Annotated in this window: 8 protein-coding genes; 2 read left to right on the top strand and 6 right to left on the bottom strand. The window is 60.0% G+C overall.

All coding sequences use genetic code 11. The annotated features are described in order from the left end of the window. Positions 1–1,884, top strand: a 1,884-nt coding sequence (locus RMO15_RS11770) for a beta-galactosidase (RefSeq protein WP_309712434.1), incomplete at its 5' end; no start/stop codon positions are given. On the opposite strand, the gene RMO15_RS11765 is transcribed toward RMO15_RS11770, so the two are convergent. From RMO15_RS11765 to acnA, 6 genes are all read right to left on the bottom strand, one after another. Beyond that, on the bottom strand, positions 1,881–2,795 hold the full coding sequence (locus RMO15_RS11765; RefSeq protein WP_309712431.1) for a hypothetical protein: 915 nt from the start codon (positions 2,793–2,795) through the stop codon (positions 1,881–1,883). The two genes, RMO15_RS11770 and RMO15_RS11765, sit on opposite strands and share 4 nt — an antisense overlap. An 89-nt stretch (positions 2,796–2,884) precedes the next feature. Beyond that, complete coding sequence (locus tag RMO15_RS11760) at positions 2,885–5,116, bottom strand: hypothetical protein (RefSeq protein WP_309712429.1); 2,232 nt, start codon at positions 5,114–5,116, stop codon at positions 2,885–2,887. 12 nt (positions 5,117–5,128) lie between these two features. Further along, a complete protein-coding gene (locus RMO15_RS11755; RefSeq protein ID WP_309712426.1) occupies positions 5,129–7,516 on the bottom strand; it encodes a hypothetical protein in 2,388 nt (795 codons plus the stop codon). A gap of 60 nt (positions 7,517–7,576) precedes the next feature. Further along, a complete protein-coding gene (locus RMO15_RS11750) occupies positions 7,577–8,536 on the bottom strand; it encodes a hypothetical protein (protein WP_309712424.1) in 960 nt (319 codons plus the stop codon). Positions 8,537–8,682: 146 nt separating this feature from the next. Continuing rightward, positions 8,683–9,078, bottom strand: coding sequence for a hypothetical protein (locus RMO15_RS11745; RefSeq protein WP_309712421.1), 396 nt, complete (start codon positions 9,076–9,078; stop codon positions 8,683–8,685). 712 nt (positions 9,079–9,790) lie between these two features. Further along, positions 9,791–12,466, bottom strand: a complete 2,676-nt coding sequence (gene acnA, locus RMO15_RS11740) for an aconitate hydratase AcnA (RefSeq protein WP_309712419.1) — start codon at positions 12,464–12,466, stop codon at positions 9,791–9,793. Between the two features lie 148 nt (positions 12,467–12,614). Here acnA and RMO15_RS11735 point away from each other — a divergent pair. Then, positions 12,615–13,188, top strand: a 574-nt coding sequence (locus tag RMO15_RS11735; RefSeq protein ID WP_309712416.1) for a LysR substrate-binding domain-containing protein, incomplete at its 3' end; no start/stop codon positions are given.

Genomic DNA, 13,188 nt, shown 5'->3' with positions numbered 1-13,188 from the left:
GTCAATGTCGCCACGCTGCCCGTTTTTGGGTGGGTGAGCCTCCAGCCCGACGAAGGCACGTTCACGTTTGAGTGGCTTGACGAGATTTTAGATAAGCTCGCTTCGGGCGGGATAAAAGTCTGCCTGGCAACGGCCACAGCGTCCGTGCCTGCGTGGGTGACCCAGAAGTACCCCGATGTTTTGACGGCAGACGAGATGGGCAACCGCCGCCGCCACGGGAATCGCCATACTTTCTGCCCGAACTCGGAGAACTTCCGTCGGCTCTCGACCAATCTGGCCCGAAAGCTCGCCGAGCGCTACAAAGACCATCCGGCAGTGCTCCTCTGGCATGTCAGCAACGAGTATGGCAACTACTGCTGGTGCGAGACCTGCGCCGCATCGTTCCGTGAGTGGCTGAAAGCCAAGTACGGGAGCCTCGCCGAGCTAAACAAGCGCTGGTACACGAGTTTTTGGGGGCATACGTTCACGGATCTAGCGCAGGTCGAGCCGCCGTACCGCAATGGCGAGGGGGCAATCCAGGCGCTGAAGCTGGACTGGCAGCGCTTTCAGAGCGAGAGCTTGCTGAACTGCTACCGCGCCGAGGCGGTTGTCTTGCGAGAGATCACGCCCCATATCCCGATCACCACGAACCTGATGGGGACGTTTCTCCCGCTGAACTACCACGAGTGGGCTAAGGAAATGGATGTGGTGAGCTGGGACAGCTACCCGCCGCAGGGCAGCCCACCGGCCAATGTCGCCTTCACGCACTCGCTGATGCGCGGCCTCAAGGACGGCCAGCCGTTTCTCTTGATGGAGCAGAGCCCGTCGCAGCAGAACTGGCAGCCCTACAACACGGTAAAGCTGCCCGGCGAGCTGCGCCTCCAGTCGTTTCAGGCCGTGGCGCACGGCGCGGACTCGGTGATGTACTTCCAGTGGCGACGCGGCCAAGGTGGGATTGAGAAGCTCCACGGCGCGATTGTCGAGCACCACAACCGGACGGACACGCGGGTATTCCAGGAAGTGAAGGCACTGGGAAAAGAGCTGCATACCCTGGGCGGTGCATTGCTTGGCAAGCGAGTCACGGCCCGAGTCGCGCTGCTCTTCTCGTGGGAGAACTGGTGGGGCTTGTCGTTTTCCAGCGGCCCGACCCGCGATCTGAGCTATGTCGAGCTGTGCCGTAGCTACTTCACGGCGCTCTGGAGCCTGGGGATTCAGGTGGATGTTCTGCGCCCCGACGCCGATCTCAGCGCCTATGACGTGATCCTCGCCCCGACGCTCTCGATGCTGACTCTCACGCAGGCCGAGGCACTGAAAGCTCACGTGAGTGCTGGCGCGACCCTGCTGGCCTCGGTGTTTACGGGCCTGACAGACGAGTTTGATACCGTGCATCCGGGCGGCGCACCGGGGCCATTGCGCGATGTGCTGGGCCTCTGGATAGAAGAAACAGACGCCGTGATGGCGAGCGAGAAGAACGGCGTGCGCTTCGACGATGGCGAGACTTTTGAGGCGACGCTACTCTGCGACCGGGTGCGCTTGGAGACGGCGGAGACAATAGCCACCTACACGTCGGACTTCTATGTCGGTGAGCCTGCGGTGACGCGCAATACGTTTGGGAGCGGCGTGGCCTACTACGTCGCCACCCAGCCCGAGGCCAGTGGCCTGCGCCGCATTGTCTGGTCCCTCTGCCGCGAGAAGGGGATAGCCTCGCCGCTGGCCGACGGCGTTGCGCCGCCTGCCGGGGTGGAAGTGACCCAGCGTGGGGAGTTTGTCTATCTCCTCAACCACGCCGAGCCCGCCACGATTGCGCTAGCACCCGGGAGCTGGATCGATCTACTGACCGGGGAGACGCTCACCGGAAACGCCCCACTGGAGACACGCGGCGTCCGCGTGCTCCGAAAAAACTAGGCAGCGATCAAGCGACGGCGCACAACGACCACCGTTCCTCCGATCAGGAGGAAGGCGACGCTCATGGGCTCGGGGATTGCGTTGCCGGTCGAGCCCACCGGGCCATTCTGGTCAAAGACCCGCTGGCCCGTGGCACTGTCCTGCATCGTCCAGTTTGTAATCCGATTGTCGTTGGTATCAAAGAGATCGATCTGATCCAGAACATACGTGCTGGAGAAGTTCGCTACACCGTTGATGCTGCCCCCTACCACTGAGGCAATCTCCGAGTCCTTGACTTCGATATAGGCGCTTGACCAGTAGAACAGATCGAGAGGCTGGTTCAAGACCATCGGCAGGTTGTAGGTGTAGCTGCCGGGGCCGTATGCCTCTAGGCGTGGGCCTTGTGGTATCTCGAAGAAGCCATTGAAGTCCGTCGTGGGATAGACGCCTGCGGCAAAGTCAATGCGGCTCCCCGCGGTTCCGATATTCGTGCTACTGCTACCGGTGACGGTCCAGTGGAAGACCGCACGCTGGGCCAGTGCCTCTGGGGTGAAGAACTCGACCGTGGTGTGGGAGCCGCGTCCCGCAATCGCGTAGTAGCCCGCGTTCTGGACATTACTCACCGAGAGCTGCGCAAAATTCTTGGCCGCGAAGAACCCAAAGTCGTTGCTAGAAGTGCGGACACTCACCGAGGCACCGTCGTAGTTCTTATTGGTAAAGCTAATGCCTGTGTTCACGGGGGTGGCCGAGTCCTGGAAATCAATATCCTCCGACGCGAGGCCATAGCTAGGGACACCGTCCGGGGTACGATCAAGCCCAAACCCCGAGAGGCTCCGGAAGAACGGAATGGTCGGGTCTTGGGCATGGACGCTCGTCATGAGCCCAAAAACGGTGACGCTGACCAGAAGCGCTGGAATTAGATTTCGGTTCATCGTATTAGTTTAACTGAGGTATCTTCCGCAAGTGTGTAAAGTGGGCATTTCTTGGCAAGAACCGGTAGTAGTACCTGCTCTTTGCGTTGTCAGTAGTCTGTCACCCAGCCTTTGAAGACTGCAGGGCCAGTTGTTGGAACACCGCGCAAGCCCTTGAGGTTCACGCTCAAGGTGTAGCCAAAGTAGCCCTGTCCCACCGCGGTGACGGTCAGGGTTCCGGGAGCTGAAGGGGCGAAGTAGAGAGAGTTACTGCCGTCGGGAAGCTCATACGTGAGGTCGTAGTCACTGACAACGCGTGCCGTGCTTCCCACCGTGACCGTTGGGGTAGAGAACTGCAAGATCAGCTTGAGACCCACGAGCCCCCCATACGCAGTGGAGACCTGCTGGTAGAGTGCCCCTAGCGCCAATCCTGTGGTGCCAGCGAGGCGCTGGGTGCTGTATTTCGGCAGAATACGTGTCTTCCCATCAAAGACAACCCGAACGGCACCGAACGGCACATCGTCGTTGACAGTAATAGTGGAGACTGCCTGCCCACGCGACGTCCGGCTTCCCCCGGTACCAATCTCAACCGCCTCGACGGTCACGGTGAGCGTTCCCTTTGTCGAGGGAGTTGTAGCAAGTGATATCTCCGCGCCTGATGTCTCAATACTCAAGCCCGACTTGCCCTCTTTCACATCCGTTAGAGTTGCAAGATCGCTCCCTGCAAGCGACCACTTGTAGACAATATTTGCTCCTAGTGCATTTGGGAGGCGTGCGCTCAGAGCGAGGCTGTCTCCGGGCACAATCGTGGCAGTCCCTGGACTCAGCGTAACATCGCTGGTGACGAGAGTCGCGGCCCAGCGGTCCACTTGCTCTGAGCTTGCCAGGTCTACCAGCACGGCTCCTAGATCGCCTGCCCCTAGAACCAGTCCTGCCACATTGAGAACCGCCAGGAGTGACTTGGTGACCAATGTTGTACTGTTCTTGACCGTGTCCGCAAAGAGGTAGCTCTTGAGATTAGGGTTGAGCGCAATGGCAAGCGAGACCATGTACTCCACAAAGGCGGGGCTGGTTGCTAAAAGCCGTAATACCTCGGCCAGGGCTCCTGAGAGATCACCTGCATCAGCCGCGATAAAAAGTCGTGTCTCGATAACCGCATAGTCTTTACGGAACTTCTGCACCGCCTCACGAATTGCTCCTTTTTGTGCCACAAAGTCCCGCAGCCCCCAGAGCTCTAAGAGCAAGCCCAGGAGGACATCGGCGACCCAAGACGAGAGGTTCAGGTCGGCGCGGATCTCACGCCACTTTGCCACTTCGCCTGCGTAGCGTGGCTCGCTGTAGATAGGGGGATCACCTACCAGCGACGAGGATCCGAGAACCACAACCTCGAAGAAGGTCTTGGCATCACCGTCGTTCATGGAGAGAGTGATGGGGTCGGTCGAGACGGGCGTGAAGGCGGTCTTGCCACTGAAAAAGCCGGTCGCGGTATCTTTAAATCCGAGCGCGGGCGTACTCGTAAGCCAGACTGAGGAGACAAGCCGTGCTTTTGCGGGATTGGCTCGCTGTCCGCTTTTGTTCTCACGGTCTATCTCGTAGGTCATCACCTGGCAGTAGCGCCGGGCCTGATTGGTGGCGATGAAGGTTTGTGGTGCGGTTGTCTGATCCACGCGGACGTTGCTCTGCGGAACGGCAGGCTCCACCAGAAGGCTTGCTGACGAGGTTGCCCGAGAGCGCGTTGGCTGTGGAGTTGCTACGGCTCGGCCTGCTGCATTTAGCTCCGCGACGATAGTTTCGTGAGCGATCTTCAGCGCTGCTCCCAGTGCCGCATCGCCCTCGGCAAGGGCCATGGGAAGTGTGGTAACCCGTGCCGCTATCACTTGGGCGAGGGTGGCAGTGGCGGCGTGCTTTCGGAGCCCACTGAGCAAGACTGGCTTGCTGGCTTCCTCCGCCTGAAAGCCTCCCAGCGAGAGATAGAGCAATGCTAAAGCCGTCGATGTGGCATCAAGAGTCGCGTCACCCTCTGTGACAAAGCCGAGAAAGAGAATCGCCGTGTTATTGCGTACCCAGGCCAGTATCGGGCCCGTTGCTGTGGGGGACGTTGGTAGTTGACAGCTACCATCGTTTGCGACAGAGGTCGCTCCCAGTGCCGTCTCTGCCTTGAGCGCCGTCAAAGTCACCGGTGTTCCAGTGGGGAAGACCACTCGCCCCATTACCAAGCGCGTGGGGATATCTGAGCCTCCGCCCCCTCCGTCACGGATGGGGCCAAAGCCTGCCTGCCAGCCGCTGCCACAGCCTGCGAGGGGAAGCGCAAGGGCAAGTTTTAGTAGGTTTCGTCGTTGCATTATGTTTCGTTCCTAACGAATGGCGATATCGTCCAGGCTCATCACTGTGCCATCGTATCCAGCGGCTGTCGTACGAAAGCGCACCTCAATCGTCTTACCTTTGAAGGCATCAAGTGGGTACGAGAGAGACACGGGAAGCCCCCCGTTGTAGTGATAGCCGCCGTTAAGAGTCACAATACTCGGCAGACTGGGGGAGCCAAGAATGGTCTCGGCACCGTCCTGAATTACACTGATGATCAGGCTAGCAGGCTGGATATTATTCCAGGCGACAAGGCTCAGTGTCATAGGGCGATCCGGGAGCGTGACCGTCTGTGAGATATAGGCATTGGCACTTCCGGGGACGTGGATGTTGCACAAGTCGTTGCCTGCTCGAAAGGAATTTGGCCAGGGAGGATACACTTGAAACTTGGGATAGCCTCCAAAGCTTCCTCCTGCCAGTGCCACTTGCTTCCAGTCCGACATCCCCGCCGAGAAGTCACCGTTTTTGATGAGATTCTCCGGCTTGCTTATCGTCACCGTGCCGTTGATCTTGCCGATACTGCTACGGTTGGGATCGTTGACGCTACCGACAAAGCCCTCTAGCTCAATCGTGACGGTCTCCTTATCGGCGGCGTTGGCGTCGCTCTGGTAGATCATGTCCTGTGAGGCGGAGTCAAGGCTAACACCTGTCAGGCCGCTGGCCGGGTTTTTCAGGGTGCCACTGCCCGTCACAATGCGCCAGTGGTAGGTGATGACCGGTGCATCTACGGTCGTGCTGGCGCGCAGCGGCAGAGGATCGCCTGCCTTCAGAGTGGACGTCAGGGGGGTGAGCTTGACCCTTGCCGCGATCACGGTGGCCTCAAAGAGAACATAGCTATCGGAGCGTGCCCAGTCCGCCAGCACCGCACCAATATCGGCGGCTCCCAGAACTTTATCCACCACAATCACAATCGCATTGAGAGCCGTGGCAAGGGTTCCTAGGAGCACGCCCGCAGCAGCTTGCGTGAATCCCTTGCGGGCGAAAAGCACCACCATCCACTCGATAAATTTCTGGCGCAGCGTGCCATTGTTGGCGAGCGCCTTAAGAACCGTAATCAGGAGGCTACGTGCATTGCCTGCATTGATGGCAATTCCAGAATCCACGACCCCAGATAGAATCAGTGCCAGATCGTCGAAGTTTTTGAGAAGCTCTGAGGAGGGATAGCCGCCCGTAGTACCTCGCAGATCCAGCTGGAGGCTTCCTTGGAGTCCGGAAAACGTGGCAATGGTGGGTAGGAGAAAGTCTTTGAAAAAGGTGATGAAGGAGATCTTGACATGAGCCCCAAGCGGTGTGAGATCGCCCGCGAGGGTCTTTGCGGTGCCGGTCAGATTATTGGGATCGCCGCCGTTGCCGTTGGCGATAATCTCAACGCGATACGTGGCCCTGGTGGCCTCGCTGGGAAACAGATCAAGGCTGTAGGGGCCACTCTTCACAGGAACATACGCCCCACCGACCACGTTGCCATCAGGGTCGGTGTAGGAGCCTGCGGCGTAGTCAATAAGCGTCCCTGCCACACCGGAGAGCCCTGAGGTTCCCCAAAGAATCTCGCTGTAGATAATGCGGTGGTACTTGGAGTCCGGGACGGGCACGGGGTCTGTACTGGCTTCGGTTTTGTAGGCCGACTCGTAGATATTGACAATGGCGTTGCGGCGACGCGTGTTGGTGATCGTCATCCCGAGGCCACTGGCATTGGGCGCAGCAAGAAACCCCGATTGCTCGTTCTCTGGTGAGGTCTGAATCAGAGTCGTGGCGAGGGGATCGGCGCGGTGGCGGGTGAGGACGGCCCGTGTGGTTGGGGGAACCAGGGCATCTCGAACCGCCGTCACGGCACCAAATAGCGCAGGATCACTGTTGGCCAGAGCGTAGGGGTTGGCGGCGAGCTGGGTGGTAATTTGGCTGGCGAGCACCTTCACCCGCTCATCCTCACGCAGAAGTACCCGAACCCGCTCCTGGGCCTCGGTCGGAAGTGTGAAAGCTCCGACGGCGTAGAAGAGTAGCGCAATGGCGGTCTGGAGCGGGCTGACCTCGCCCACCATGCCGCTGGCGGTGCTCCCCGAGAAACCGAGTAGCACTAGGCGCTTGTCTTTATCGGTGAGCAGGAGGAGGGCCGGGGTGGCGTTAAATTGCTCCAGGGTAAAGCTGCCATCGCCTTTAAGCTCCGCTGCCGTGTAACCGGAGAGGAGCTGGAGCTGGCCAAGGCTCAGAGGGGAGCCCGTGGGCAAGATCACCCGACCCGTGCTTCGTTGCGTGCTGGTTGCGCCATCGCCACCTCCGCCGCCTTTAAGGGGGCCAAAGCCCAGGTTCCAGCCACTGCCACAGCCCGCCAGTGTTGTGACGGGCAGGGCAAGGGCAAGTTTAAGGAGGTTACGTCGCTTTATCATGCCCCCGAGCGTATCAAGCTACCGTGTGGCAATCGTGTGGAGTTCATGGCCCGCAGGGGGTTAGCGGGTGATCTTGACGGTGCTGCTGCCTTTCTCGTTGCCCGTCTCGGTGATGGTGTAGACACGAAACAGCGCACTTGCCCCGCTGGACGCAAGCCCGACGGTGGTCTCGAACGTCGTTGCGCCCTCACCAAAGCGCCCGATCGTCTCCTCGGTGGCGGTCTTGTAGCTCGCCCCCGGACAGAAGCGCACCTCGTAGTGGGCGACTCTCACTTTGGGATCGGAGAGGGGGATAATGGTCAGCCGCGCCGTCTCGCTGGCTCCGTCCCAGACCCCGCTCACGCTCACCGCAGGCGGTGTCGAGCCGGGCTCAGGGTTCACTTGGGGCAGGCTGAGCACAATGGCATCCTCAGGCGCAAAGAGTCCCACGATTCGCCGTCGGTAGCTTGTCAGTGCCGTCTTGACCAGCGCTCTTTGGCTATCGCGCTCTTTGCGCACCACCGAGAGGGCGACTTCGGCGTTCTCCAGCGCGAGATAGGCTGCCTCCAGAGTCGCCACTTTCGCCGTAAACTGCCCCAGAGTCAGCCCTCCGGCAAGCGTCAGCGGCCCCGTAAAGCCCGCAATGGTCGCGTTGTCAATCTGCCCCCAGCGGCTTGCCACATCACTGAGCGCCTTAATCAGCTCCGCCTGCCCCGTGAGCGGCCCCACGGCATCGGGAAGATTGTGCTCGTAACCCGTGCCGGTGAGCGCCCCGCGCACCGCCCGGTTAAACGCCGCCACCAGTGGCACCATTTCAGCCCGCGCCACATCCTTCTGCCCCACCATGACCGTGTAGTCGGCAAAGGCATCTGTGACCGCATCAATCGCCCCTTCTAAATCCCCCCGAAGCGCCGTCAGCCCGGCGCGGGTCATTCCCCCGCGTAGCACAATCGGCTTCCCTAGCTTGGATTCCGCACTCACCCAGTGTGCAGAAAAAACATCTATGGTCGGCAAGTACGACCCTACAGAAACTAATGGCATTACTAAACCTCCTGATGGCTTGGCTACAGAATTTTTGTCTGCACCTAAGGTACTTTACGATACGGCTATAGAACCCTTAGGTGTTCCCAAAAGCTCTTTAGCCCCAAGAAAATTTTCTGTAGCTATGCCCTCAAGCATCGTAGCCCTCAGACAGCGACGGGGAGGTCAACGGGGAGAATGCCCAGCTTCTGCATCACCGTATGTGGCGTCTCCTCGCGTAGCTGCGCCAGCTCGACCACGGCCTCAAGGCGTACCACTTGCCAGCGCTCCATTTCCGTGAGAAAGGCAAGGCGCTCGGTGTGCTCATCAGGTGTGAGTGTCCCCGCCTCGGCTTTTGTATCCAGCTCTGCCTTGCGTGACCAGAAGCTTTCTGGGAGGCCATCGGAGATCAGATGCAACAGCTCACTCTCGCGATCTTTCGCAGGCTCTTTGAAGAGCGCCGCCGCCATGAGCGAGGCCGCGACTTCCTCGGTCGGTCGGTTCTGCTTCTTCGCCAGAGCCTCCAGACGCCGCTGAGTGGGTTTATCAAGCGTGATGGTCATGGGGAAATTATATCGCTTCCGGGCATTGAAATACCTGTCCTCCGGGTACCCCTTGAGTGCCTCCCTGCCGCAGGTAGGGTTGGTTCGAGACGTTCACGTCCTGAAATCGGTTTCTTCCTGACGGCCTAACCAACGACTCAGAAGAAAGAAAAGTGCGCCAATGGATGCACATGCTAAACATCCCACAATTATCCATTTATCTACACCTTGCTCATTAAATGCATTGCATATGGCTTGTCCAATCCAACCTACTGTTACGACTTCCAATGACCGCTTTGCAAGGACTCGATTTGGCAATATGGTTCCAATTCCACCAAATACACAGCAACACGCTTGAATAAGCCCCAGAAAAACAAAAAATGAGAAAAAACGATCATATCTGTCCCCATGTCCATGTACTATCTCTAACAACATCGGCGATAACAGACAGGCGGTGCCAATACCCCATAGCAGTAGCAAGCAAGCCACAACTAGCTCACCTATCGACCTACGGCGACCGGTTCGCGCGGTGCTATTGGTAGTCTCTCTCTCCTGCTGGTTTTGCATAGCTCATAGTACCGGAAAATGCGACGAGCCAGAGGGAAATTCCTCCGGCTCATCTCTCACACACTCTGTAGGCCCATTTATGGGTCTTGCCGCAACAGCAGGCTGATTTATCCGCCCGGACTCGTGATGCCGCCCGACCGTGAAACGACGCCCGATGACCCGGACGTTACGCCCGAGCCACCAATTGCCGCAGGACGTAGGGCAGAATCCCGCCGTGGAGGTAGTACTCCACCTCGATGGGCGTATCAATCCGCAGCGTGACGGGCTGCTCGATTGTCGTGCCATCGGCTTTGGTGATCGTCAGGGTCAGGCCCATGCGCGGGGTGATTCCCCCTGCGACTCCCGTCAGGTCGAAGGTCTCTGTGCCATCGAGGCCGAGCGTTACAGCGCTGACGCCCTCGGGGAACTGGCAGGGGAGGACGCCCATTCCCACCAGGTTGCTGCGGTGGATGCGCTCGAAGCTCTGCGCGATCACGGCTTTCACGCCCTGGAGCGCGGTGCCCTTGGCCGCCCAGTCGCGGCTGGAGCCCGTGCCGTACTCTTGCCCGGCCAGAATCACCAGCGGAACACCCGCGGCCTTGTACTCCATCGCCGCATCGTAGATCGCCACGGGCTCGCCCGCGCCGTTGATCTTCGTGATGCCGCCCTCCACACCGGGCACCATCAGGTTCTTGATACGGACATTGGCAAACGTCCCGCGCACCATGACTCTATCGTTGCCACGGCGCGAGCCGTAACTATTGAAGTCGGTGGCCTCCACGCCGTGCTCCACTAAGTACCGACCGGCAGGAGAGCTGGCCTTGATCGCACCGGCGGGGGAGATATGATCCGTCGTCACCGAGTCGCCGAGGATGGCGAGAGGACGTGCACCGAGTACATCGGCGGCGACACCGGCATCCGGGCCGAAGTTCTCAAAGTAGGGCGGGTGCTGGATGTAGGTCGAGTTGTCGTCCCAGGCGTAGAGATCGCCGGTGCTGGATGAAATCTCCTGCCAGAGCGGGTTCTGCTCCGCAAAGCCCGCGTAGAGCTTCTGGAACACGGCGGGATCCTCCGCGGAGCCGATCAGCGCGGCCACTTCGGCGGGAGTCGGCCAGATGTCCTTCAGGTAGACCGGGCTGCCATCGCTGCCCGTGCCCAGTGCTTGGGTCGTGAGGTCAATGTTCACGGAACCGGCCAGCGCGTAGGCCACAACCAGCGGCGGAGACATCAGGAAGTTCGCTTTCACGTTCTGGTGCACCCGCGCCTCGAAGTTGCGGTTCCCCGAGAGCACCGCGGCCACGGTCAGATTGTTCTCGACCACGGTCTTCTCAATCGAGGCGTCCAGTGGGCCGGAGTTGCCAATACAGGTCGTACAGCCGTAGCCCACGGTCTGAAAGCCCAGCGTGTCCAAGTAGCTCTGGAGCCCTGTCTTGGTCAAGTAGTCGGTCACGACGCGGGAGCCAGGCCCAAGCGACGTTTTCACGGTCTCGCGGACGGTCAGGCCCTTCTCGACAGCCTTCTTCGCCACCAAGCCCGCCGCCAGCATGACGCTCGGGTTGGACGTGTTGGTGCAGCTTGTGATCGCGGCAATCACCACATCGCCATCACTTAACGTCTCGGTTTCGAGCTTGCGATCCGATACCGGGCTCCCAGCCATGGGCAGAATCTGGAACTTGGTATTGGCCGCGACGAGCTCGCCGAACTTCTCTTTCACATCGGTGAGGGCGATACGATCCTGAGGACGCTTCGGCCCGGCGACACTGGGAACGACGGTGCTGAGATCCAGCGTCAGAAGCTGGCTGTACTCCAGTGCACCGGCGGCGGGCATCCCGAACAGGCCCTGCGCCTTGAAGTACTGACGGAACGCATCCACCTGGTCTTCTGTGCGACCCGTGTTGGTCAGGTAGCGGCAAGACTCCTCGTCCACCGGGAAGAAGCCCATGGTCGCACCGTACTCAGGAGCCATGTTCGCAATCGTCGCACGGTCGGTGAGGCTAAGCGACGCCGCGCCCTCGCCGTGGAACTCCACAAACTTGCCAACGACTTTGGCCGCACGCAGCATCTCGGTGAGGGTGAGGACAAGATCCGTCGCCGTCACACCGGGCGTCAGCGACCCGGTGAGCGTCACGCCGACGACATCGGGAGTCAGGAAGTAGACCGGCTGGCCCAGCATTCCTGCCTCGGCCTCGATCCCCCCGACGCCCCAGCCGACAATGCCAAGGCCGTTGATCATGGTCGTGTGCGAGTCGGTTCCCACCAGCGTGTCGGGGTAGAAGACGCCCTCGCCGTCTACCAAGACGCCCTTGGCGAGATATTCCAAGTTCACCTGGTGGACGATCCCGATTCCGGGCGGGACAACCGAGAACGTGTCGAATGCCTGCATGCCCCACTTCAGGAACTGGTAGCGCTGCTCGTTGCGGGCAAACTCAATCTCCATGTTCTTCTGAAGCGCATCGCCGCTCTCGCTGACATCCACCTGAATGGAGTGGTCCACGACCAGGTCAACGGGCACCAGCGGCTCAATGATCTTAGGGTTCTTGCCCAGCTTGGCGGCGGCATCGCGCATCGCGGCCAGATCGACCAGTAGCGGCACGCCCGTAAAGTCCTGTAGCACGACACGCGCGACCACAAAGGGAATCTCTGCCGTGCGCTCGCCGGTTGCGGCCCAGTTCGCCAGGGTCTTGACATCGGCATCCGCCACGCGCACCCCATCGCAGTTACGCAGCACCGACTCCAGCACAATTCGGATCGAGACAGGCAGCTTTGACACAGGCCCAATTCCGAGTTTTTCCAGCTCCGGCAACGAGCAATACTTGCCGGTCTTCCCTCCGGCGTAGGAAAACTTACGAATCACATCAAACATTGATTTTCTTTCCCGGGCGCATAAATGGGCCCGCTGTTGCGGCAAGAAGGCGAAAGCCCCCTGATTTTGCTTTTCTTGGTTTGTATTGTACCTGGTTCTGTGTTATGCTCCCAATGAATTGATTTTATAGAATGGATGTGATTTGCGTATGGAACTGCGACAACTCGAAGCCTTTGTGACCGTCGCACGGCGGGCGAGCTTTACGCGGGCGGCTGAGGAGCTGCATCTGACCCAGCCCGCCGTGACGCGGCAGATTGCGGCGCTAGAGAGTGAGCTGGGAGCGCTACTCTTTGACCGGCTGGGCAAGAGCATCCAGCTCACGGGAGCAGGGGAGACGCTTCTAGGCTACGCGGAGCACATTCTGCGCCTCAACGACGAAGCCCACGAGGCGCTCTCGGAGCTGGCGGCGGGACGGGCAGGGCGTATCGCAATCGGTGCGGCGAGCACACTGGCGACCTATGTCCTGCCGCCACTTCTCACTCAGTTTCGGCAAGAGCATCCCGGAATCGAGCTGTCTCTCAGAACCGGACTCTCGGCGCGGGTGCGGGAGCTGGTGCTCAGCGGCGTGGTGGACATTGGGCTGGTGACGACCGAGGGGGAACCTGCGGAGCAGGAGGGGGTTCTTATTTCCGAGTCGCTCGGTGCCTACGAGACCGTGCTGGCGGTTCCTCCCGGCCACGCGCTCGCCACCCAGCCTACCGCCACCGTTACCGATCTTTCGG

The sequence above is a fragment of the Armatimonas sp. genome, assembly GCF_031410135.1.
GTDB lineage: Bacteria > Armatimonadota > Armatimonadia > Armatimonadales > Armatimonadaceae > Armatimonas.
This window is presented reverse-complemented; position numbering and strand designations above follow the sequence as displayed.